The organism is Delftia sp. DLF01, from assembly GCF_014852125.1.
In the GTDB taxonomy this organism is placed as follows: Bacteria; Pseudomonadota; Gammaproteobacteria; order Burkholderiales; family Burkholderiaceae_C; genus Comamonas; species Comamonas acidovorans.
Genome location: NZ_JACVAZ010000001.1, coordinates 425122 through 448685, shown reverse-complemented (window position 1 = coordinate 448685; position 23564 = coordinate 425122). Strand labels below are relative to the sequence as shown.

The following is a 23564-nucleotide window of genomic DNA, read 5'->3' as shown; positions in this document are numbered from 1 at the left end:
GAACCAATTGACTGCTGCACAACATACTCCCTCGATTGTAGAAAGCGCCCAGCCGCAGGATGCGGAAACTGCGGGCCGTCGCTGGATATGGGGCAGCGAGGAAGACACGCAGCGGTTTGCGCAGCAGCTTGCAGACCATCCCGCGCTGCGCAACGCCTACGTCACGCTGCACGGCGACCTGGGCGCAGGCAAGACCACGCTGGTGCGGCACTGGCTGCGCGCACTGGGCGTACAGGGCCGCATCAAAAGCCCCACCTATGCCGTGGTGGAGCCGCATGAGGCGCCGGACCTGGCCATCTGGCACTTCGACTTCTACCGCTTCGATGATCCGCGCGAGTGGGAGGATGCAGGATTTCGCGATATTTTCGCCAGCCCCGGCCTCAAGCTGGCAGAATGGCCCGAAAAGGCTGCAGCGCTTACGCCTGCGGCAGATATAGCTATTCATATCGAAGCAATCGACGAGACGCAGCGCCAGGTGACCTTGCTCGCCGGCACGCCCGTCGGACGCGCCGTGATCCAAGCACTCAAGGCATGAGCGACGCCAACTCCTCCTCCTATCCGTCCGGCCTGTCGCGCCGCAATCTTTTGCAGGCGGGCTCCATCGTGCTGCTGCTGGGCCGCCAGCACATCGCGCACGGCGCCACCATCGTGGCCGTGCGTGTCTGGCCCGCGCCCGAATACACGCGCGTGACCATAGAGTCCGACCGGCCGCTGGCTGCCAAGCAGTTCTTCGTGGACCAGCCCCCGCGGCTGGCCGTGGACATCGAGGGCATCGACCTCAATCCCGCGCTGCGTGAACTGGTGGCCAAGGTCCGCTCCGACGATCCCAACATCGCCTCCATCCGCGTGGGCCAGAACTCGCCCAGCGTGGTGCGCCTGGTCATCGATCTCAAGCAGCCCGCCAAGCCCCAGGTCTTCACGCTGCAGCCCGTGGCGGCCTACAAGCACAGGCTGGTGTTCGACCTGTACCCCGCCAAGGCCGTGGACCCGCTGGAGGCGCTGATCAGCGAGCGCCTGCGCGATGCCTCCGGCGACGATACCGCTGTCGCATCGGCACCCCCGCCGCCTCCACCACCGCTGCCCCGGCCCTCAGGCCCCACGGCGCCAGCCCCCGACCCGTTGGGCGACCTGATCGCCCAGCACAGCAGCGGCTCCGGCGGCAAGACGCCTGCACCGCCCGCCGTGGTGGCACAGGCCCCTTCCCCTGCCGCTCCGGCCCCGGCGCCTCGCCCTCCCGCGCCTGCGCCCGTTCCGGCCCCTGCCCCCATCGCCGCGCCCAATATCGCCACCTCGCGCCAGACCGACCGCATCATCATCGTGGCGCTGGACCCCGGCCACGGCGGCGAGGACCCCGGCGCCACCGGCCCCAGCGGCACGCGCGAAAAGGACGTGGTGCTCAAGATCGCCCACCTGCTGCGCGACCGCATCAACGACACCCGCATCGGCGGCAGCCCCATGCGTGCCTTCATGACGCGCGATGCCGACTTCTTCGTGCCCCTGGCCACGCGCGTGGAAAAGGCCCGGCGCGTGCAGGCCGACCTGTTCATCAGCATCCACGCCGACGCCTTCACCACGCCGGCCGCGCGTGGTGCCAGCGTCTTTGCGCTCAGCGACAAGGGCGCCTCCAGCACGGCCGCGCGCTGGCTGGCCAACAAGGAAAACCAGTCCGACATCGTCGGTGGCCTGAACATGGGCTCGCAGGACCAGCATGTGCAGCGCATGCTGCTGGACATGAGCACCACGGCCCAGATCAAGGACAGCCTCAAGCTCGGCGGCGCCCTGCTGGGTGAGATCGGCAACATGGCCAAGCTGCACAAGCCGCGCGTGGAGCAGGCCGGGTTTGCCGTGCTCAAGGCGCCCGACATTCCCAGCGTGCTGGTGGAAACCGCCTTCATCAGCAACCCCGAGGAAGAGGCCCGGCTGCGCAGCAGCGCCTACCAGGTGCAACTGGCCGACGCGCTGATGCGCGGCATCCGCAACTACTTCGCGCACAACCCGCCGCTGGCACGCAGCCGCTCCGTCTGACAGAGCCAAAAGGCATGGGCGCAGGGCACGGGCGAAGGCCGCGGGCGATGCCGCCCGCAGCCGCTGTCGGACGGCAAAGACGCGACACTTCCGAGCCGCCCGGCGGCAGCTCGGGCAGATCTCCTACCGCTGCCGCAAGCCCTGAATGAGAGCATGCAAACATGTTCCACACAGTGCTTGCGCCACACGCCACTTACGGCGACAAGGCAGGCCATCACAGGAGATGAACATGAAGACACGCCTTTATTCCATTGCCGCCGCAGCAGCCATTGCCCTGTTCTCTGCCGGCTGTTCCACCAATCCCAGCAGTGCACAGATCGGTACCGGCGTAGGCGCCGTGGCCGGTGGTGTCGTGGGGGATGCCCTGTTCGGCAGCACGCTGGGCACCGTGGGCGGTGCAGCCGCCGGTGCACTGATCGGTAACGAGGTGGGCAAGCGCAACGACCGCCGCTGATCCTCACTCCCGCTCCATGAAAAAACCCCTTGCGCCATGACGGTGCAAGGGGTTTTTTTCTGTGCGCTGAAAGCTCAGGCGGCCGTCTTGGGCGCGCGCCCTGCGCGCCAGGCGCCAAAGATCGCGATCAGGCCCGGCACCAGGATCAGGCCCCAGATGATCTTCTCCAGGTTCTCGCGCACCCAGGGCAGGTTGCCGAAGAAATAGCCGGCTGCGCTGATGCCGAACACCCAGACAATCGCCCCGCCCACATTGAAGGCCGTGAACTTGCCCCGGTTCATCGCGGCCACCCCGGCCACGAAGGGCGCAAAGGTGCGGATGAACGGCATGAAGCGGGCCAGCACGATGGTGATGCCGCCATAGCGCTCGTAGAACGCGTGGGCCTGGTCGAAGGCGCGGCGGTTGAACCAGCGCGAGTCCTCCCACTGGAACACCTTGGGCCCTATGTAGCGGCCGATGGTGTAGTTGCACTGGTCGCCCAACACGGCCGCCACCAGCAGCACGGTGCAGGCGATCGAATAGTCCATGAGCCCCACGCCGCACAGCGCGCCGACGATGAACAACAGCGAGTCGCCAGGCAGAAAGGGCATGACCACCACGCCCGTCTCCACGAAGACGATGAGAAACAGCAGCGCATACACCCAGGGTCCATAGGCCACGACAAAGGCCTCCAGATGCTTGTCGATGTGCAGGATGAAGTCGATCAGGAACTGAATGATTTCCAAAAGAGAGTCCTCCGCGGCGGGCGCCGCACCGGCCCGTACTGTACTTCGCCGACATGCCCCCACGGCCGAGCCGGAGCCGGTCACGCCATCGCACACACCGGCGCTTGCAGGAATCTACAAATGCTTGAAATCAAGCTTGTTTTGTTACACAACTTGATAAAACTCTACGAAAAACTCATGAGTGCGTCAGCTTTTTGCAGGCAAAGTGCTTCCATGCCGTCGGCAATGCCGGCCCGGCCTCACCACCATCGCCAAGACACAAGGAAGCAAGCCATGAACAAGACCCTTCGCACTTTCGCGCACAAGTCCGAACGCCAGTCCGGCTCCACGATGGGCCGCACCCTGGCCATCGCCGCCCTGCTGACCGGCGCGCTCGCGATGGGCGGCTGCGCCCACCGCCCCAACAATGCGCAACTGGGCACGGGCGTGGGCGCCGTGGCCGGTGGCGTGCTGGGCAGCGCGCTGTTCGGCACTACGCTGGGCACCGTGGGCGGCGCCGCGGCCGGTGCGCTGGTCGGCAACCAGATGGGCAGCAACAGCGACCGCGCAGGCCGCCGCCGCTGACCCTGCAGCCACCCTCATTTAAAGAGTGCCCCCGGCTCCGGCCTTTGTTGCCGGGGACGCCTCTTGGAGCCGCTTTCGCGGCTCCTTTTTTTTGCGGGCGCCGGCGCCGCACACCCCATTCCCACAGCCCGCAAGCGGTGGATGCGAGCCCCTAGAATTGCCGCGTGAACGCATCCATCCCATCCTCCGACACCCTCCCCCGCCGCCCCATCCGCGACCTGCCCGACGAGCTGATCAGCCAGATCGCGGCCGGCGAAGTCGTCGAGCGCCCTGCCTCGGTGGTGCGCGAACTCGTGGACAACGCACTGGATGCGGGCGCCCGCCAGATCAACGTGCGGCTGCTGGCCGGCGGCGTGCGGCTGATCTCGGTGGAGGACGACGGCGGCGGCATCCCGCGCGACGAGCTGCCCGTGGCATTGCGCCGCCATGCCACCAGCAAGATCACCGACCTGCACGACCTGGAGACCGTGGCCACCATGGGCTTTCGCGGCGAGGCGCTGGCGGCCATCTGCTCGGTGTCCGAGGCATCCATCCTCTCGCGCCCTGCGGGCCAGGACTCGGCCTATCTGCTCGATGCGCGCAGCGGCGAGCTGCGCCCCGCCGCCCGCAACCAGGGCACGACGGTCGAGGTCAAGGAGCTGTTCTTCTCCACGCCGGCCCGCCGCAAATTCCTCAAGAGCGACGCCACGGAGCTGGCCCACTGCATCGAGTCCGTGCGCCGCCATGCGCTGGCCCGGCCCGACGTGGGCTTTGCCATCTGGCACGAAGGCAAGCTGGTCGAGCAGTGGCGTGCCGCCGGCAGCATGTCGGATGAAGCCCTTGCGCGCCGCCTGGGCGATGTGCTGGGCGACGCCTTCGTGCAGAACTCCGTGGCGGTGGAGCATTGGTCGGGCGCCGTCCACGTCACGGGCCGCGCGGGCATTCCCGATGCGGCGCGCTCCCGGCCCGACCACCAGTTCTGCTACGTCAATGGCCGCTTCGTGCGCGACAAGGTGCTGACCCACGCCTCGCGCAGCGCCTACGAGGATGTGCTGCACGGCCACAAGCAGCCCGTCTATGCGCTGTATGTGGAGATCGACCCTGCGCGCGTGGACGTGAACGTGCACCCCACCAAGATCGAGGTGCGCTTTCGCGACAGCCGCGAGGTGCACCAGGCCGTGCGCCACGCCATAGAGAACGCGCTGGCCGCCCCGCGCGCGGCCGCCGCCGCCGCCGCTGCCGCCGAGGAAGCCGCCCGCACCCCGGAGCTGGCCCCTGCCGCACCGGCCACCGCGCCCAAGGTGGCGGCTCCCGCCTGGCCCCAGGCGCGCATGAGCTTTGGCGATGAACAGGGCGGCCACAAGGTCAGCAACATGGCGGGCCTGTGGGCACCCATGCGCGAAGCCGCGCCGGCCCCGGTGGCGCTTCCCGCACAGACGGCCATGCAGACTGCCGGTGCTGCCGAAGACCCGGTGGACAGGCCCGGCGTGCAATGGCCTGCCGGCGATGTACCCGCCAGCTATGCACCCGCTGCACAGCCCCAGCCGGTCACCGTCACCGTCACCCTCTCCGAGCCTTCACCTGCGAACTTCACGCCCCCGGCAGCGGACACCCCTGCCGCTGCTGAGGAAACCATCTGGCCCCTGGGCCGCGCCGTCGCCCAGATCCACGGCGTCTACATCCTGGCCGAGAACGCCCAGGGCATGGTCGTGGTGGACATGCATGCGGCGCACGAGCGCATCGTCTACGAGCAGCTCAAGAATGCCGTCAACGCGGCAGAGCAGATCCCCAGCCAGCCGCTGCTGATTCCCGCCACCTTCGCCGCCACGCCCGAGGAAGTGGCCACGGCCGAGGCCCATGGCGACACGCTGCAGGCCCTGGGCATGGAAGTCTCGCCCTTCTCGCCCAAGACGCTGGCCGTGCGTGCCGTGCCCGCCACCCTGGCCCAGGGCGATGCCGTGGAGCTGGCGCGCAGCGTGCTGGCCGAGCTGGCCCAGCACGACGCCAGCACCGTGGTGCAGCGCGCGCGCAATGAAATCCTGGCCACCATGGCCTGCCACGGCGCCGTGCGCGCCAACCGCCGCCTGACGCTGGACGAGATGAACGCCCTGCTGCGCCAGATGGAAGTCACCGAGCGCTCCGACCAATGCAACCACGGCCGCCCCACCTGGCGGCAGATGAGCATGAAGGAGCTGGACGCGCTGTTCCTGCGCGGTCGCTGAACCTGCGCGGCTGCCGTCAGCACCGTCAACGCCGTCAGTCGCGCATGTTCGCGAAGGCCGCCAGCTGCTCGTACTTGCGGTCTTCCTCGGCGATCAGGCGCGCCAGGTCCTCGCGGCCCGAGGCGGGCACCATGCCTGCATCTTCCAGGCGCTTGCGCACGGCGGGCTCGGCCAGCGCCTCCTGAAGGGCCGCCGTGATGTGCTGCGCGGTGGCGGCGGGCAGCCCGCGCGGCGCCATCAGCGCAAACCAGCCCACCAATTCATAACCGCGCAGCGGCGCCAGCTCGGCCATGGCCGGAACCTGGGGCAAGGCGGACAGGCGCTGCGCGCTGGTGACCGCCAGCGGCACGATGCGCCCGCTCTGCAGAAACGGTTGCGCCGCCGTGGGCGAGAGCATGGCCAGGTCCAGGCTGCCGCCCGCCAGGTCGCTGGTCAACGGCGCCACGCCGCGGTAGGGCACATGGGTGATGGAAACACCCGCGCGCTGCTTGAACAGCTCTCCCGCGAAATGCAGGGTCGACCCCACGCCCGAGCTGCCGTAGCTGAGCTTGCCGGGCTGGCGCTTCGCCAGCTCCAGCAAGTCGGCCATGCTCTTCACGCCCAGGCCCGGGCGTGCGGCCAGGATCAGCGGGCCGGTGGCCACCAGGCCCAGCGGCGTGAAATCGCGGCGGCCGTCGTAGCGCTGCGCGGGGTTGACGATGCGCGTGGCCACCAGCTCGTTGCTGGCCCCCACCAGCAGCGTGTAGCCATCGGCCGGTGCCGAGGCCACGCGCTGTGCCGCAATGGCACCCGCCGCCCCGCCCACGTTGTCCACCACCACCGTGCCGCGCAGCCGCGCGGCCAGCGCATCGCCCACCACGCGGGCGGCCAGGTCCACCGAACCACCGGCCGGGTATCCGACGACCAGCTTCAATGGCTTGGCAGGAAAGCCGACCTGTGCAGCAGCCGGCAGGGCCAGCCCCAGCGCGGCGGCGCCCAGGAGGCTGCGGCGGCTCAGGACCTGGCGGGCCTCGGAGGAGAGAGGAAATGCAGTGCGCATGGTGGCAATCGCAGGTGAAGTCGTGAAAGGAATCCGGTGCGGGCGCGGCGCCTCAGGCGGCGGACAGAAAACGCCGGGCCAGCTTCACCCAGTAGGTGGCTGCCAGCGGCAGGATGCGGTCGTTGAAGTCGTAGCCGGGGTTGTGGACCATGCAGCCGCCCGTGCCATGCGTGTCGCCCACGCCGTTGCCCACGATCAGGTAGCTGCCCGGGCATTGTTCGAGCATGAAGGAGAAGTCCTCGCTGCCCGTCAGTGGCTGCAGGTCAGGGATCAGCGCCTGCTCGCCCAGCCAGTCGCGCGCCACCTCGCGGGCGAAGGCCGTGCTGGCCGCGTCGTTGACCAGGGCCGGATAGCGCCAGCGGTAGTCCACCACGGCCTCGGCCCCCAGCGTGGCAGCCTGGGCATGGGCCAGCGCGGTGATGCGTTCGCGCAGCAGGGCACGCACCTCGGGCCGATAGGCGCGCACGGACAGGCGCAGCTCCACCTCGCCGGGGATGACATTCGGTGCGTCGCCGCCATGGATGGCGCCCACGCTGACCACGGCCATGTCGCGGGGATCGACATTGCGCGAGACCACGGTCTGCAGCGCCAGCACCAGGTGGGCCGCCGCCACCACCGGGTCGGCCGACAGGTGCGGGGCCGAGCCATGGCCGCCCTTGCCGCGCACGGTGATGATCACCGTGTCCGACGAAGCCATGAACGAGCCCTCGCGAAAGCCGAACTGCCCCTCGGCAAAGCCCGGCATGTTGTGCAGCGCAAAGATGGCATCGCAGGGGAACAGATCGAACAGGCCATCCTCCACCATCTTGCGGCCCCCGCCCAGGCCCTCCTCGGCCGGCTGGAAGATCAGGTGCAGCGTGCCGTCGAAGCCGTGCGCCTGGGCCAGCTCGCGCGCGGCGGCCAGCAGGATGGCGGTGTGGCCGTCATGCCCGCAGGCATGCATGCGGCCCGCGTGGCGGCTGGCGTAGGGCAGGCCGGTCTGCTCGTGGATGGGCAGCGCGTCCATGTCGGCACGCAGGCCCAGCCGGCGCGTGCCCGTACCGCAGCGCAGCGTGCCGACCACGCCCGTGCCTCCCAGGCCCCGGTGCACTTCATAGCCCCAGGAGGCCAGGCGCTCGGCCACCAAGTCGCTGGTGGCGAACTCCTCGAAGGCCAGCTCGGGATGGGCATGCAGGTGATGGCGCAGGGCCACCATCTCGGCCTGCGTGGCGCGTATGCCGGCAAGCACCGGATCGGCGGCTTCGGCCGTGGTGGAAACGGGCGGGTCAATGTTCATGCCCGCAGTCTAGGAAGCGTGGGCAGCGGGTGGAAGACCACCAGCGCCTGCCCTGCCAGGCATTGCCTGTCATCCCCTGAACACCTGCACGCGCCAATCACGGGCATGGCACACATGGCACGAAACCTGCAAGATCGGCCCATGAATTCCCAGCCCCACACCGATGCCGGTCCCGCCATGAAGCTGCACCAGATGCGCTACCTCGTCGCCGTGGCCGGCTGCGGCAGCGTGCGCGCCGCGTCACGCGCGCTGGGCATCACGCAGTCGGCCATCACCCAGGCCCTGCGCGAGTTGGAGGAAGGCCACCGCCTTGCGCTGTTCGAGCGCCAGAGCAGCGGCATCGTCCTCACGCCGGCCGGGCGCACGCTGCTGCGCCACGCCCAGCTGATCACCGGGCAGATGGCCCAGGCCGAGGATGAAATGGCCCGCCTGCGCGACACCTGCGCCGTGGCGCGCCTGTCCGTGGGCGTGACGCCCTGGGTGGGCCAGAGCCTGCTGCCCCATGTGCTGCGCGCCTTCCGCGCCGAACTGCCCCAGGTGCGGCTGGAGCTGTTCGAGGGCCTGTCGGCCGTGGCCCATCCGCGCCTGCGCGAAGGCACGCTGGACCTGCTGATCGGCCGCGTGCCCTCGGGCCCCTCGGGCGGCGACCTGCATGGCACGCCGCTGTTCCGCTACGACGCCACCGTCGTGGCCCGCACCGGCCATCCGCTGGCAAGCGCCCGTTCGCTGGCCGAGCTGATGGACTGCGACTGGCTGCTCAACTACACCCCGCCCGAAGAGGACGACCTGGTGCGGCGCCTGTTCCTGCGCCACGGCCTGCCCGTGCCCGTGGGCCACATCCACCTGGTGCATTCGGCATCGCTGCTGCTGCACCTGATCGCGCACAGCGACATGCTCTCGTTGTGCCCCTGGCCGCTGATCGAATCGGGCGTGCCCCAGGGCACCCTGGTGCCGCTGTCCCTGCGCGAACAGTTCGAGCCCCACACGGTGGGCGTGGTCCAGCGCGGCCACGGCCCCCTGCCCTGGGTGGCCGAGCGCTTCGTGCACCACCTCATGGAGCAGGTCCACGCCTGCCGCCACAGCCCGGACCCGGTGCTGCAGCGCGTGTTCCGCTCCATTGACGTACTAGCCTGAGGGAGCCTCAGCGCAGCGCGGCCTGGGCCACCGGCGCGTCAGCCGGAACATCCCAGCCCCCGCCCAGCGCCCGGATCAGGCCCACGGCGGCCTGGTACTGCGCGGACTTCACCTGCAGCGCCTGGCGGCGGTTGCGCAGTTCGCTGCGGCGGGCATCCAGCAGGTCCAGCTGGCTGACATAGCCATTGCGGTAGCGCGTGTCCGACAGGCTGGTGGCACGCTGGGCGGCCACCACGGCCTGGCCCTGCACGGTGGACTGCTCCTGCAGGATGCGGATGGACGACAGCTGGTCCTCCACCTCCTGGAAGGCCACCAGCGCCTGCTGGCGGTAGGCGGCCAGCGCGGCATCGAGCTGCGCGCCTGCGGCCTGCACGCCGGCCTCGCGCCGGCCGCCGTCGAACAGCGGCAGCGACAGCAGGGCCCCCACGCCCCAGGAGCGCATGGACCACTTGAACAGGTCACCGACCTCGGGCGAGGCGTGGCCGGCCGCGCCGGTCAGCGAGATGCTGGGGAACCATGCCGTCTTCGCCACGCCCACGCGCGACTGGGCCGCAAACACGGCGCGCTGCGCGGCCGAGATGTCGGGCCGGCGCATCAGCACCGTGGCCGGCACGCCGGCTGGAATAGAAGGCAGAGCCGTGGTCCAGGCACCTTCGCCCAGGCCGAAGCGCGAGGCCGAGTCACCCACCAGCACGGCCAGCGCATGCTCGACCTGGGCGCGCTGGCGGTCCAGCGCCAGCGCATCCGATTCGGTGGCCGACAGCTCGGCCTGGATGCGCGCCACGTCCAGCTCGGCAATGTCGCCGGCCTGCAGCCTTCGCTCCGACAGGCGCAGCGTGTCGCGGTAGGCCTCCACGGTCTCGCGCATCAGGGCGCGCTCGGCGTCCAGTGCGCGCAGCTGCAGATAGGTCTGCGCGACCTCGGCCTGCACGGCCAGCCGCGTGCTTTGCAGCAGGGCCTCGCGGCCCTCGGCGTCCAGCCGCGATGCGTCGGCCGCCTGGGAAATGCGGCCGAACAGATCGACCTCATACGACAGGTTCAGCCCCGCATTGACCAGGGTGGCAGGCCGCGTGCCCGAGGCCTTGTCCAGCCCCGCGCCGCGCGTGGCCCCTGCGCCCAGGCCCAGTTGGGGCATGCGCTCGGCATTGGCGCTGCGCGCCAGGGCGCGGGCCTCGGCCAGGCGTGCGGCCGCGGCCTGGATGCTCTGGTTGTCCAGCGTGGCCTTGTCCACCAGCGCGTTCAGCGCCGGGTCGGCAAAGGCCAGCCACCATTGGCCGCGTGCCTGGGCTTCGGCGGGCAGGGCCTGGGTCCAGCCCGCCTGCGGCGCGGCGCCCTGCTCCTTGAAGGCGGGGGCGGCCGGCAGCTCTGGAAGGCTCTGGGACACGCTGGCGCAGCCGGCCAGGGCCAGCGCCGCCACCAGGGGCAGCAGACGCCTGGACAGTTTCGAAAGCGATGGGATCTTCATGATCGGTTCCTGTTCTTGTGGTGTGGGCTCATTCATGCTCGCCACGCGCAGCAGAGGGCATGGGCAGCGCGCCGCCACCCGAGGCATGGCCGTGGGCGGGTGCATGTGCAGGGGCCTCTTCCTCCATCTCGGGCCCATGCTGCTTGAGCGGCCGGTTGCCTGCCAGGCGGCGCATCAGCACGTAGAACACGGGCGTCAGGAACAGGCCGAAGGCCGTCACCCCGATCATTCCCGAGAACACGGCCACGCCCATGGCACGGCGCATTTCCGAGCCCGCGCCCGTGGACAGCACCAGGGGCAGCACGCCCATGACGAAGGCCAGCGAGGTCATCAGGATGGGGCGCAGGCGCAGCCGGCTGGCCTCGATGGCGGCCTGTATGGGCGTGCGGCCCTCGAACTCCAGCTCCCGTGCGAACTCCACGATCAGGATGGCGTTCTTCGCACTCAGCCCCACCAGCACGATGAGCCCGATCTGCGTGAAGACATTGCTGTCGCCGCCCGACAGCCAGACGCCGGTCATGGCCGCCAGCAGGCCCATGGGAACGATCAGGATGATGGCAATCGGCAGGGTCAGGCTCTCGTACTGCGCGGCCAGCACCAGGAAGACCAGCAGCAGGGCCAGCGGGAACACGATCACCGCCGAATTGCCGGCCAGGATTTCCTGGTAGGTCAGGTCGGTCCATTCGAAATCGATGCCCTTGGGCAGGGTCTCGGCCGCGATGCGCTTGATGGCGTCCTGCGCCTGGCCCGAAGAGAAGCCCGGTGCGGCACCGCCGTTGATGTCGGCCGTGAGGTAGCCGTTGTAGCGCATGGCGCGCTCGGGGCCGAAGCTGGAGTCCACCTTCATCAGCGCCGACAGCGGAATCATCTCGCCCGAGCTGGAGCGCACCTTGAGCATGCCCACGTCCTCGGCACGCGCGCGGTAGGGCGCGTCGGCCTGCACGCGGACGCTGTAGGTGCGGCCGAACTTGTTGAAGTCGTTCGCATACAGGCTGCCCAGGTAGATCTGCATGGTGTCGAAGATGTCCGTCACCGGCACGCCGAGCTGGCGCGCCTTGGTGCGGTCGATGTCGGCATACAGCTGGGGCACGTTGACCTGCCAGCTGGTGAACATGCCGGTCAGCTCGGGCGTCTGGTAGGCCTTGGCCATGAAGGCCTTCACGGCCGCGTCCATCTGGTCATAGCCCAGGGAGGCGCGGTCTTCCAGCTGCAGCTTGAAGCCGCCCGTCGTGCCCAGGCCCGCCACGGGTGGCGGCGGGAACATGACGATGAAGGCGTCCTGGATGCCTGCGAAGGCCTGGTTGAGCTGGCCGGCCACGGCGCCGCCGCTCTGGTCGGCGCGCTTGCGCTCGTCAAAGGGCTTGAGCGTGGCGAAGACGATGCCCGAGTTGGAGCTGTTGGTGAAGCCGTTGATGGACAGGCCCGGGAAGGCGATGGTGTCCTCCACGTTGGGGTTGTCCTTCATGATCTCGCCCATGCGGCGGATCACCTCGTCCGTGCGGTCCAGCGTGGCACCGTCGGGCAGTTGGGCAAAGCCGATCAGGTACTGCTTGTCCTGCGCGGGCACGAAGCCCGAAGGCACGGCCTTGAACAGGCCGAAGGTCACGGCGATCAGCGCCAGGTAGATGGCCAGCATCAGCGCCTTGCGCGAGATCACGCGGCCCACGCCGCCGCTGTAGGCCTCGGAGCCCCGGTGGAACATGCGGTTGAAGCCGCGGAACAGCCAGCCGAAGGCCCGGTCCATGCCGCGCGTCAGCGCGTCCTTGGGCGCATCGTGGCCGCGCAGCAGCAGGGCCGCCAGCGCGGGCGACAGCGTCAGCGAGTTGATGGCCGAGATCACCGTGGAGATGGCGATGGTCACCGCGAACTGCTTGTAGAACTGGCCCGTGAGGCCGCTGATGAAGGCCAGCGGCACGAACACCGCCACCAGCACCAGGGCGATGGCGATGATGGGCCCGGACACTTCGCGCATGGCGCGGTAGGTGGCGTTGCGCGGCGTGAGACCGGCCTCGATGTTGCGCTCCACGTTCTCGACCACGACGATGGCGTCATCCACCACGATGCCGATGGCCAGCACCAGACCGAACAGGCTCAGCGCGTTGATGGAAAAGCCCAGCAGATGCAGCACGGCGAAGGTGCCGATGACCGACACCGGCACGGCCAGCAGCGGGATGATGGAGGCGCGCCAGGTCTGCAGGAACAGGATCACCACCAGCACCACGAGCACGATGGCCTCCAGCAGCGTGTGCACCACCGATTCGATGGAGGCGCGCACGAACTGCGTGGGGTCGTAGGCGATGCGGTACTCCAGGCCCTCGGGCATGTTCTTGTTCAGGGCCTCCATGGTCTTGCGCACGTTGGCCGAGATTTCCAGCGCATTGGAGCCCGGCGCCTGGAACACGCCCATGCCCACGGCCGGGTCGTTGTTCAGCAGCGAGCGCAGCGAATAGTCGGCCGCGCCCATCTCCAGGCGGCCGATGTCGCGCAGGCGGGTCACGGCGCCGTCGGAGCCGCTCTTGACGATGATGTCGCCGAAGTCCTCCTCGCTCTGCAGGCGGCCCTGGGCGTTGATGGACAGTTGCATGTCCACGCCCGGCAGCCCCGGCGAGGCGCCGACCACGCCGGCCGCAGCCTGCACGTTCTGGCCGCGGATGGCAGCCACCACATCGCTGGCCGACAGGCCGCGCTGCGCCACCTTCTGCGGGTCCAGCCACACGCGCATGGCGTAGTCGCCGCCGCCGAAGATCTGGATCTGGCCCACGCCCTCGATGCGCGCCAGCGGGTCCTTCACGTTCAGCACCGCGTAGTTGCGCAGGTAGTTGATGTCATAGCGCTGGTTGGGCGAGACCAGGTGCACCACCATGGTCAGGTCGGGTGCGCTCTTGACCGTGGTGATGCCCAGGCGGCGCACCTCTTCCGGCAGGCGCGGCTCGGCCTGCGAGACGCGGTTTTGCACCATCTGCTGCGCCTTGTCGGGGTCGGTGCCCAGGCGGAAGGTGACGGTCAGCGTCATCACGCCGTCGCTGGTGGCCTGGCTGCCCATGTAGAGCATGCCTTCGACGCCGTTGATCTGCTCTTCCAGCGGCGTGGCCACGGTCTCGGCGATCACCTTGGGATTGGCGCCCGGGTACTGGGCGCGCACCACCACGGACGGCGGCGCGACCTCGGGGTATTCCGAGATCGGCAGCCCGCCCATGGCGATCAGGCCGGCGATCAGCATCAGCAGCGAAAGCACGCCTGCGAAGATCGGCCGGTCAATGAAGAATTTGGATAGGTTCATGGTGTTTGGCTCCGCCACGGCAAAGCGCGGCCCATGCCGCCTGCGGTCAGGCGGCATTTCAGAGGCAGGAAAGGTGTGCGGCTAGATCAGGACTTGGTTGCGTCAGCCACTTGTTCGGCTGCCTGCCGGGTGCCCGGCTGGCGGGCATCGGCCCGCGCATCCATGGACACCTCCTTGGGCGCGACCAGGGCGCCGGGACGGATGTGCTGCAGGCCGTTGACCACCACGCGCTCGCCGGGCTGCAGGCCCTGGGTCACGTTGCGCAGGCCGTTGACCGAGGCGCCCAGGGCCACCTCGCGGTAGACGGCCTTGTTGTCGCCGCCCACCACCATCACGTACTTCTTGCTCTGGTCCGTGCCGATGGCGCGCTCGCTGACCAGCAGCATGCTGCTGTCGCGCGCCTGGCCCATGCGGATGCGGGCAAACTGGCCGGGCATGAGGGCGCCGTCCTTGTTGTCGAAGGCCGCGCGCACGCGCACCGTGCCGCTTCGGGCATCGACCTGGTTGTCGATCAGCTGCAGCCGGCCCTCGAAGGGCGTGCTGCCGGCCGTGGCCGTGCCCATCTGCACGGGAATGCTGTCGATCTTGGCGCGGTTGCCCGCGCCGCCGCCGAGCTCCTTGAGCGCGCGCGTGATGACCTGCTCATCGGCATCGAAGCTCGCATAGATGGGGCTGACCGAGACCAGCGTGGTCAGCACCGGCGCGCCCGGGCCTGCGGCCACCAGGTTGCCCACGGTGATCTCGCGCTTGCCGATGCGGCCCGACACGGGGGCGCGCACCTGGGTGTAGCCCAGGTTCAGCCGCGCCGATTGCAGGGACGCCTGGGCCGCGCGCAGATTGGCCTCGGCCTCGCTGCCTGCGTTGATGCGCTCGTCCAGCTCGCGCTGGGCAATCGCCCGCTCGTCCCACAGGCGGCGTGCGCGCTCCTGCTCGCTGCGTGCATAGGACTGGCGTGCCTGGGCCGAGGCCACCTGGGCTTCGGCACGCTCGACCTCGGCCGCATACGGTGCGGGATCGATGGTGATCAGCAGATCGCCCTGCTTGACCAGCGCGCCCTCGCGAAAGTGCACGGCCTGCACGGCGCCGGCCACACGGGAGCGGATGTCCACGCGCTCCACGGCTTCAAGGCGGCCCGAGAACTCGTCCCAGGCGGTGACTTCGCTTTCGGCGACCGTGGCCACGGACACGGGCGTGGCGGCGGGCTGGGCGCTGGCGGGCGCGTCATCGGCCTTGGCCTCGAAGCCATGCAGGCCGAACAGGCCGGCGCTGACGGCGAGGATGGCCGCAGCGGCGGCAGGCAGCCTCCAGCCCTTGCGCTGGGCCGAGACGGAAGAAGAGGATGAGGTGGATTCGGTGGACATGGTGTTTTTTTGCGAAATTCAGGGAACACGATGCCCGCCCGGCGCCTGAACGCGCCGGGAAGGCGGAAGGGGAAAACGGGGCAGCAGGTGTCGCCGGCTGCAGCGGCGCGGGGCCTAGCCCGGTGCTGCGGGCTTGTTCATGGTGGCCTCGAAGAAGTCATGCACATGCTGGGACACGGCGGCGCTGCAGGCCGTACAGGCCTCGGCCTCGGACAGGGCCTGCGGCCAGTTCGACGCGCTGGGCAGCACATGGCTGCTGGCCGTCACCCCGGCCGCGCGCAGGCGGGCCGCATAGGCCTGGGCCTCGTCGCGCAGCGGGTCGTCACCACCCACCAGCACCAGGGCCGGCGGTAACTGGGCCAGGCGCAGCGAGCTGCCGGGCACGGCATAGGGATGCATGGCGTCCTTGGGGCAGCTCAGGTACTCGCGCCAGCCCGTGGCCCAGCGGCATTCGCCGGCCTCGGGCGTGGCCTCGCGCTGCGAGGCGGTGCCGGTGCAGGGATCGAGCATGGGCGACACCAGGATCTGGCCCGCCAGCGGCGGATGGCCCCGGTCGCGCGAGATCACGGCCACGGCGGCGGCCAGGTTGCCGCCGGCTTCTTCACCCGCGAGGAACAGCGGCGCGCCCTTGCCCGCCATCTTCACGCGGTGCTTGTACAGCCACTGCAGCACGGCGTAGCCCACCTCGATGGGCTGGGGAAACGGATGCTCGGGCGCCAGCGGGTAGGCCAGCGACACCACGACGGCGCCCGCCTCGGCCAGCAGCCGGCCGATGTAGCGCCCGTTGTCCAGCGTGCCGCAGACAAAGGTGCCGCCATGGAAATGCAGCACCAGCGGCGAGACCGTGCCGGGCCTGCGCTGGCCATAGGCGCGCGCAGCCACGGTGCCATGCTCGGGCAGCTCGATGGAGAATTCTGTTTCGGCAATCTGCGCCCCGGCGGCGGGGCCGTTCGGAAGCGACGGGGAAGTGGACATGGCGCGAACCTGCGGCAATGGTCGATGGTTGGAATATAGGCGGCGCCGGCCATGTCTGAAATAGCAACGCAGCCATCGCTCTGTTTCCGTTTCACGAACAATCGCCCGATACCGCGCATGTGAGAATTCCGCCGAGCCGGCATTCCCTTGCCGGGCGCTGCAGGAGCAACTTTCCATGGACCAGATCCAGGCCATGCGTGTCTTCGTTCGCGTGGTGGAAGCCGGCAACTTCACCCGCGCCGCCGATTCGCTCGACCTGCCCAAGGGCACGGTCACCAAACAGATACAGGCGCTGGAGGCGCGCGTGCGCGTCAAGCTGCTCAACCGCACGACGCGGCGCGTCACCGTCACGCCCGATGGCGCGGCCTACTACGAACGCGCGGCACGCCTGCTCAATGACTTCGACGATCTCGAAGCCAGCATGGTCAACACCCAGACCGCGCCCAGCGGGCGACTGCGGCTGGACGTGGGCAGCTCCATGGCCCGGCTGATCATCATTCCGGCGCTGACCGAATTCTGCGAACGCTACCCCGACATACAGATCGACCTGGGCGTGGGCGACCGCCTGGTGGACCTGATCAGCGACAACGTGGACTGCGTGATCCGCGGGGGCGAGCTCAGCGACCAATCTCTGGTGGCGCGGCGCATCGGCTCCATGAACTGGATCACCGTGGCCTCGCCCGCCTACCTGGCACGCCATGGCGTGCCCCAGCATCCGTCCGAGCTGGATACGAAGCACCAGATCGTCGCCTTCTTCTCGGGCCATACGCGGCGCATGTACCCGCTGGAATTCCAGCGGGGCGATGAATCCATCGAGGTGGCGGGCAACTACCGCATCGCGGCCAACGACAGCAATGCCTACACGGCCGCCGTGCTGGCGGGCTTTGGCATCGCGCAGCTGGTCACGGCCTTTGCCCAGCCGCTGATCGACAGCGGCGAACTGGTCGAGGTCCTGCCCGAATGGACCCAGCCGCCGCTGCCCATTCACGTGGTCTATCCGCCCAACCGCCACCTCAGCGCCAAGGTGCGGGCCTTCGTGGACTGGGCGGCCGACCTGTTCGCGCGCCATCCCCAGCTGCAGCGCAGCTGAAAGGCCGTCGATGGGATGGCCGGGCGGGCCCAAGCCCCGTCCGGCTGCAAGGCCTTCCTAGCCACTCTTCATGTCAGCTGGCATGGCGCCAGCCATTCCCATTCGCCATGGCCATGCACGCCACCGGATACGGCTGATCCAGGCCGCGGCCTGCCCGCTCACTGCGGCACGCAGGCCCTGCCCATGCACCAAATACCGTCGGCACCTCTCTGGAAATGCACCGAAAAACGGCATTCAGGCACCAAGCACGGGCACCGCTCACCAAAACGATGCATGACGGCATAACTTTTTGGCATAATTTTGGTTTGCACTCACCCCTTCCCGCAGCCGTTTTTAGTCAGAGGTTTTTCCATGAAGTACGAGTCCGTCGGCCAATTCCTTGAAGAAGTGGCGCAACGCAACCCCGGCCAGCCCGAATTCCTGCAAGCCGTCACCGAAGTGATGGAAAGCCTGTGGCCCTTCATCGAGAAGAACCCCAAGTACGCCGAACTCGGCCTGCTGGAGCGTCTGGTCGAGCCCGAGCGCGTGGTCATGTTCCGCGTGAGCTGGACCGACGACAAGGGCCATGTGCAGGTCAACCGCGGCTTCCGCATCCAGCACAGCATGGCCATCGGCCCCTACAAGGGCGGCCTGCGTTTCCACCCCTCGGTCACGCTGTCCGTGCTCAAGTTCCTGGCCTTCGAGCAGACCTTCAAGAACGCGCTGACCACGCTGCCCATGGGCGGCGGCAAGGGCGGCTCGGACTTCGATCCCAAGGGCAAGAGCCCCGCTGAAGTCATGCGCTTTTGCCAGGCCTTCGTCACCGAGCTGTTCCGCCACGTGGGTCCGGACACCGACGTGCCGGCAGGCGACATCGGCGTGGGCGGCCGCGAAGTGGGCTTCATGGCCGGCATGTACAAGAAGCTGTCCAACAGCGCCGCCAGCGTGTTCACGGGCAAGGGCCTGTCCTTCGGCGGCTCGCTGATCCGCCCCGAAGCCACCGGCTACGGCACCGTCTACTTCGCCCAGGAAATGCTGGCCACGCGCGGCCAGTCCTTCGCAGGCAAGACCGTCTCCGTCTCGGGTTCGGGCAACGTGGCCCAGTACGCCGTGGAGAAGGCCCTGCAACTGGGCGCCAAGGTGGTGTCGGTCTCCGACTCCTCGGGCACCGTGTATGACCAGGACGGCTTCACCACCGAGAAGCTGGCCATCCTGATGGACGTGAAGAACCACCGCTACGGCCGCGTGGACGAGTACGCCAAGCTGGTGGGCGCCGAGTTCCTGCGCGGCAAGACGCCGTGGCACCTGAAGGTGGACGTGGCCCTGCCCTGCGCCACGCAGAACGAACTGACCGAGGAAGACGCCAAGGTGCTGATCGCCAACGGCGTGGTCTGCGTGGCCGAAGGCGCCAACATGCCCTCGACCATCGAAGCCGCCAAGGCCTTCGAGAAGGCCGGCGTGCTGTACGCACCGGGCAAGGCCAGCAACGCCGGTGGCGTGGCCACCTCGGGCCTGGAGATGAGCCAGAACGCGGCCCGCCTGTCCTGGCCCGCCGAGGAAGTCGACGCCCGCCTGCTGCAGATCATGCAAGGCATCCACGCCGCCTGCCTGAAGTACGGCAAGCGCGAGGACGGCACGGTCAGCTACATCGACGGCGCCAACATCGCCGGTTTCGTCAAGGTGGCCGACGCCATGCTGGCCCAGGGCGTGATCTGAGCATCAACGCTCCCCATCCCTGACGAAAGCCCATGCAGCCTGCTGCATGGGCTTTTTTCATGGCTGGCCCGCACACAGAAAGCGCGACGGCCTTCGCTATTGAAAGCCAATTCTCAGAATTGCTCAGATTCGCCGGCCAACGGGAGAGGACACTCAGCGCGCCCTGTCTCCACTCCCGTTCCCCCATGCTCCCTGGACCCATCACCAAAGCGCTGCTCGTCGGCGCCGCTGCCCTGTCGCTGGGCAATGCCTTCGCCTACGAATCCCTCGGCTTCAAACCCAATCTGGATGTCAACGGCAACTGCAGATCCACGACTGACACGACGCCTTCATCGCCCTACTATTTTTTCTCCGCACAGATGGTCGGCGGCACCACCCGCTGCGGCACCGACAGCAACGGCTGGATGAGCTTTCGAATCAGCGGCTCGGCCTATCCCTTTGCATCCTGGTCGGTGTCGGCTCTCACCGGAAAGATCAATTTCCAATCATTCGTGATGCGCAACAGCACGGCCAATCCGTTGCAACTGACCATCACATCGGGCGCCGTGACGTACACCAAGACGGCACCGGTGGGCATCTCCACCATTGCGCTGGACGAGCCCATCACCAACAGCAGCACCGTGAAAATCACTTTCTCGGCCGCCGACATTGTGGGTGCGGCTCTGCAGTCCGTTTCCGTCGAGCCCTTCATTCCCCTGAGCATCAGCCCCTCGACCTTGCCCAGCCCCCAGGTCGGCAGCCTGTACTCCCGGACGCTGACGGCAACCGGTGGCCTGGGCGCACCCTACACGTTTGCACTGCAAAGCGGAGCGCTGCCTGCAGGCCTTGAACTGGACCCCGCCACAGGCACGATCAGCGGCACGCCCACGGCCGCAGGCAGCACCTCGTTCACGGTCCGGGTCACCGACAGCAAAGCCAATACGCTGGACCGCAGCTACACGCTCAATCCCATCAAGATCCCCGAGCCCCAGGCAGCCACCGTGACCGCGACGCCGACAGCCGTCGCCGTGGGCGAAACCACCACCCTGGCCCTGAGCGGCGGCATCGGCAATGCCCCCCCCGCCTTCGAGCTCCTGAGCGGGCCATGCACGGTCAGCGGCAACCAGCTGACCGGCACGGCCACGGGCACCTGCGTCGTGCGGGGGACCAAGGCCAGCAGCGATCCCTTGAACTACGCAGCCGCAACCGGCACCGTCTCCGTGACTGTTCTCGGCCTCACACAGCACGCCGATGGAACGAGCAGGACACAGTTCACGCAAGGCCAGCCCAATGGCACCTGCACCTTCCGCCATGTCGCATTCACCAGCGCCCTGCCCGGCCCCTTGCCCGCCGGCTTCACGGCCGTTCCCGACATGCCCAGGCCCGTGCTGGAGTTTGAGACCCGGGACTGCACCGTCGGCGACACGCTGACCATGCAGGTGACGCATGCAGACGTGCCCGCAGGTGCCGTTCTGCTGAAATGGAAGCCGCTGGCAACGCCTGCCCAGTGGGTGAAGATTTCCAGCTTCAATGGTGGCACTGCCAGCTACACCGTCACGGACGGCGGCGATGGCGACGATGACGGAGCCCAGGACGGCGCCATCCTCGACCCCGTGGTCGTGGCCATGCCTGCGGCAGCCGCCACCACCACCGCGGTGCCCACCCTGTCGCAGTGGTGCCTGATAGCCATGTCGGCCCTGCTGGCCCTGTTCGGCATGACCCGGATGCGGCGCCGCCAGGTCTGACGCGTGCGCTCCATTGCGGGCCGTGCCAGGCGGTCAGAAACCGGCCCGGCCTGCCCACGGGCCGAAGGCAACGTGTTTGCGCACGCTGCCTTTTTTCCTGCCTGCGACCTGTTCCTGCTGCCTGTTCCTGCTATCTGTCGCGCACCGCATCGGCCAGCGCCGCCCAGGCCTTGAGCGTCAGCGCATGCGTGAAGGCCGCGCCCGCCACCGGGTGCGATGACAGCTTGACCACCACCATCTGCGCGGCCGGGTTCACGTGGATGAACTGGCCGTGTATGCCGGCGGCCTCGTAGGCGCCATCGGCGTTGTGCAGCACCCACCACTGGTTGCGGTAGCTGTAGCCGGGCCGCGCGGCCTGGATGCCGCGGAACTTGAACTGCTCGCGGTCGCCGCCGCGCGCAATGTCGTCCAGCACCGCCTTGTCGAAGATCTTGTGGCCGTTGAAGCTGCCGCCCAGGCGCAGCATCTCGCCCACGCGCGCCAGGTCACGCGCCGTGGCGTTCAGGCCCGCGCCCTGCAGCGGCGTGCCGGTGCTGTCCACCATCACATAGGCGTCTTCCTGCATGCCCAGCTTCTGCCAGATGTTCTCGCTCATGAGATCGCTCCAGCGCCGGCCCGTGACGCGCGAGACGATCCAGCCCAGCACCTCGGAGTGCACGGTGCGGTAGACAAAGCCCTCGCCATGCGTGCCTTCCTTGGGCAGCGTCTTGAGGAAGTCGTACACATTGGTCGGCCCCGCGTAGCCGGGCGGACGCGGCAGCATGCCCGAGGCCCAGGAGTAGCCGAAGATCTCGGTCTTGGGGTCGGTGTAGTCCTCGCGAAAGCGCACTGCGCCCGTCATGTCCATGACCTGGCGCACCGTCATGTCGCCCCAGGCCGAGCCTTCCAGCTCGGGCACGTACTTCGTCACCAGCGCCTGGGGGTCGATGCGCCCCTCGTGGGCCAGTTGCGCGGCCATCAGGCCGGTGAACGACTTGGTGACCGAGAACAGCAGGTGCGGCGAGCTGGCCTGCATCTGGTTCTGGTAGCGCTCGAAGACCACCCGCCCCTTGTGCAGCACCACGATGGCGTCGGTATAGGTGCGGTCCAGCCACTGGTCCACGGTGACGGGCTGGCCCTTGTCGTCGTCAAAGCGCAGGCCGCCCAGGGCCATGGGCGCTTCGGGCAGGGCCGAGGGCGCCGCCGCGCCGCGCCGGATGTTCTGCGTGGGCTGGATTTCGCGCAGGTGCTGCACCACCCAGCGCAGTTGCGGATAGCGGTAGCCGTTGGACACGTCCACTCGCTTGTCGGCGGCCGGAGGAAAGCCCTGCATCAGCCCCAGTTGCTCCAGGCGCACGCTGTCGGGCGGCGGCAGCGCAGGTGCTGCCGGGGCCTGGGCTGCAGCCCAGCCGGGCAGCAGCGCCAGCAAGGCCATGGCATGCCGGGAACGCCGAAAGAGCTGACTGACCATCGCTGTCTCCTTGGTTTTGGAAACGGCCAGTCTTGCAGAAAGCCCTCGGCCGGTCACGGGTGTTCGCCCGCCCGCAGGCCGCAAGGCTGTCGTCTGCGCGACGAAGGTTTCAGCGGCGCATCAGGGCGGAATCGCACCAGCGCTGGGCGACCTGGGGCGAGGTCATGCAGACCGTGTCGTGCGTCACCGTGGTCACGGCGCGCTCCAGCAGCTGGATGTCGGCCTCGTGCTGGCGCGCCACATGCGGGTCCTCGAAGAAGATCACGCGCTGGCAGCGGCGGTCCAGCACCAGGTCGGCGATCTGCGCATCGCCGCCCAGCGGGCCGCTGTTGTAGCGGTCCACCCAGGGCCGGTCCTCGGGCCAGCCACGGCTCCAGGCCATTTCGTTGAGCCGCTGGCCCGTGGTGCCCGTGCCCACGCGCCGGCCAAAGCGCGACAGCAGCTCGAAGTTGCGCGCCGCGAAATCCAGCATGGTGGGCTTGAGCGCATCGTGGGCGATCAGCGCCAGCGTCTGCTGCGCATAGTCATGGAAGCGCTGCGCGCCCGCATCCCTGGGAAGGCCGGCATGGATGCGCTCCATCTCGATCCAGTCGCGCGCCGAGGCCACGGTGGACAGGAAGGGCTTGCCGTGGATCACGCATTGGCGCTTGAGCGCCACGGCCTCGGGGAAGATGGAGGACGGATCGACCGGGTCGGTCAGATAAATGGCGCCGTCAATCGTGCGCTCGTCGCCTTCCACGCCCACCACCTCGGCCACCAGCTTCATCAGCCCGCCTTCGCGGCCATAGGGATAGCGGCGCAGGCCCCGGTAGGACGCCAGCATGCCGGCGGCCTGGATGGCGTCGAAGGTACGGCCCACGGCATGCAGGCCCAGCTGCAGCTCGCGGATGCCGGACTCGCAGGCACGCAGCCAGCCGAACAGTGCGGCATCCTCGGTTTGGTGGTGGATTCGGTTGGCGGCCAGGCCCAGGCGTATCGGCATACAGGTTCACTCATCAACAGTGGGGAGAGGTCCGCATCGCCTTGTCGGCCCGCGAACCAGCGGCAAGAATAGCGCCAATCCATGACAGCGCCGGCCCGCAGGGCAGCGGCGCTGAACTTTTGGC

Annotated in this window: 18 protein-coding genes; 9 read left to right on the top strand and 9 right to left on the bottom strand. The window is 68.6% G+C overall.

What is annotated here, in order from left to right; all coding sequences use genetic code 11:
- The first annotated feature begins 7 nt into the window (after window positions 1–7).
- From tsaE to IB269_RS02005, 3 genes are all read left to right on the top strand, one after another.
- A complete protein-coding gene (tsaE, locus tag IB269_RS02015) occupies window positions 8–535 on the top strand; it encodes a tRNA (adenosine(37)-N6)-threonylcarbamoyltransferase complex ATPase subunit type 1 TsaE (protein ID WP_034396474.1) in 528 nt (175 codons plus the stop codon).
- On the top strand, window positions 532–2025 hold the full coding sequence (locus IB269_RS02010; RefSeq protein WP_013801091.1) for an N-acetylmuramoyl-L-alanine amidase: 1494 nt from the start codon (window positions 532–534) through the stop codon (window positions 2023–2025). Before tsaE ends, IB269_RS02010 begins: the two co-directional genes overlap by 4 nt.
- A gap of 229 nt (window positions 2026–2254) precedes the next feature.
- Window positions 2255–2479 (top strand): glycine zipper domain-containing protein, encoded by a 225-nt coding sequence (locus IB269_RS02005; RefSeq protein WP_012206927.1) that lies wholly within the window; start codon window positions 2255–2257, stop codon window positions 2477–2479.
- Window positions 2480–2553: 74 nt separating this feature from the next.
- Here IB269_RS02005 and IB269_RS02000 read toward each other — a convergent pair whose 3' ends face one another.
- The gene (locus tag IB269_RS02000) at window positions 2554–3204 is read right to left on the bottom strand and encodes a DedA family protein (protein WP_043782650.1); all 651 of its coding nucleotides are present in this window, start codon (window positions 3202–3204) and stop codon (window positions 2554–2556) included.
- Between the two features lie 273 nt (window positions 3205–3477).
- Here IB269_RS02000 and IB269_RS01995 point away from each other — a divergent pair, with 273 nt between their 5' ends.
- Together IB269_RS01995 and mutL are read left to right on the top strand one after the other, a co-directional pair.
- Window positions 3478–3768, top strand: coding sequence for a glycine zipper 2TM domain-containing protein (locus tag IB269_RS01995; RefSeq protein WP_013801089.1), 291 nt, complete (start codon window positions 3478–3480; stop codon window positions 3766–3768).
- A gap of 164 nt (window positions 3769–3932) precedes the next feature.
- Window positions 3933–5969 (top strand): DNA mismatch repair endonuclease MutL, encoded by a 2037-nt coding sequence (gene mutL, locus IB269_RS01990; protein WP_192366307.1) that lies wholly within the window; start codon window positions 3933–3935, stop codon window positions 5967–5969.
- 34 nt (window positions 5970–6003) lie between these two features.
- Here mutL and IB269_RS01985 read toward each other — a convergent pair whose 3' ends face one another.
- Window positions 6004–7008, bottom strand: coding sequence for a Bug family tripartite tricarboxylate transporter substrate binding protein (locus IB269_RS01985; RefSeq protein ID WP_192366306.1), 1005 nt, complete (start codon window positions 7006–7008; stop codon window positions 6004–6006).
- A 52-nt stretch (window positions 7009–7060) separates the two neighbouring features.
- Complete coding sequence (locus IB269_RS01980) at window positions 7061–8284, bottom strand: M20 aminoacylase family protein (protein ID WP_065347714.1); 1224 nt, start codon at window positions 8282–8284, stop codon at window positions 7061–7063.
- A 114-nt stretch (window positions 8285–8398) separates the two neighbouring features.
- On the opposite strand from IB269_RS01980, the gene IB269_RS01975 reads away from it, so the two are divergent.
- A complete protein-coding gene (locus IB269_RS01975) occupies window positions 8399–9418 on the top strand; it encodes a LysR family transcriptional regulator (RefSeq protein ID WP_192366305.1) in 1020 nt (339 codons plus the stop codon).
- Between the two features lie 7 nt (window positions 9419–9425).
- Here IB269_RS01975 and IB269_RS01970 read toward each other — a convergent pair whose 3' ends face one another.
- From IB269_RS01970 to IB269_RS01955, 4 genes are all read right to left on the bottom strand, one after another.
- Window positions 9426–10883 (bottom strand): efflux transporter outer membrane subunit, encoded by a 1458-nt coding sequence (locus IB269_RS01970; protein ID WP_192366304.1) that lies wholly within the window; start codon window positions 10881–10883, stop codon window positions 9426–9428.
- Window positions 10884–10911: 28 nt separating this feature from the next.
- Window positions 10912–14163 carry an efflux RND transporter permease subunit gene (locus IB269_RS01965; protein ID WP_013801083.1) on the bottom strand — a complete coding sequence of 1084 codons (3252 nt, stop codon included), beginning with the start codon at window positions 14161–14163 and terminating at the stop codon, window positions 10912–10914.
- Between the two features lie 86 nt (window positions 14164–14249).
- Complete coding sequence (locus IB269_RS01960) at window positions 14250–15524, bottom strand: efflux RND transporter periplasmic adaptor subunit (RefSeq protein ID WP_034396497.1); 1275 nt, start codon at window positions 15522–15524, stop codon at window positions 14250–14252.
- Between the two features lie 114 nt (window positions 15525–15638).
- On the bottom strand, window positions 15639–16499 hold the full coding sequence (locus IB269_RS01955; RefSeq protein ID WP_043819199.1) for an alpha/beta hydrolase: 861 nt from the start codon (window positions 16497–16499) through the stop codon (window positions 15639–15641).
- 175 nt (window positions 16500–16674) lie between these two features.
- On the opposite strand from IB269_RS01955, the gene IB269_RS01950 reads away from it, so the two are divergent.
- The 3 genes from IB269_RS01950 (at window position 16675) to IB269_RS01940 (ending at window position 21008) form a co-directional block, all read left to right on the top strand.
- Entirely contained in the window at window positions 16675–17589 is a 915-nt protein-coding gene (locus tag IB269_RS01950) for a LysR family transcriptional regulator (RefSeq protein ID WP_065347717.1), read from the top strand.
- Window positions 17590–17940: 351 nt separating this feature from the next.
- A complete protein-coding gene (gene gdhA, locus IB269_RS01945) occupies window positions 17941–19284 on the top strand; it encodes an NADP-specific glutamate dehydrogenase (protein ID WP_013801081.1) in 1344 nt (447 codons plus the stop codon).
- 185 nt (window positions 19285–19469) lie between these two features.
- A complete protein-coding gene (locus tag IB269_RS01940) occupies window positions 19470–21008 on the top strand; it encodes an IPTL-CTERM sorting domain-containing protein (RefSeq protein WP_192366303.1) in 1539 nt (512 codons plus the stop codon).
- A gap of 130 nt (window positions 21009–21138) precedes the next feature.
- On the opposite strand, the gene IB269_RS01935 is transcribed toward IB269_RS01940, so the two are convergent.
- Together IB269_RS01935 and IB269_RS01930 are read right to left on the bottom strand one after the other, a co-directional pair.
- Window positions 21139–22458 (bottom strand): serine hydrolase domain-containing protein, encoded by a 1320-nt coding sequence (locus IB269_RS01935; RefSeq protein WP_192366302.1) that lies wholly within the window; start codon window positions 22456–22458, stop codon window positions 21139–21141.
- A 109-nt stretch (window positions 22459–22567) separates the two neighbouring features.
- Window positions 22568–23440: a methylglyoxal synthase gene (locus tag IB269_RS01930; protein ID WP_043819204.1), complete on the bottom strand. Its 873-nt coding sequence runs from the start codon at window positions 23438–23440 to the stop codon at window positions 22568–22570.
- Window positions 23441–23564 lie beyond the last annotated feature (124 nt).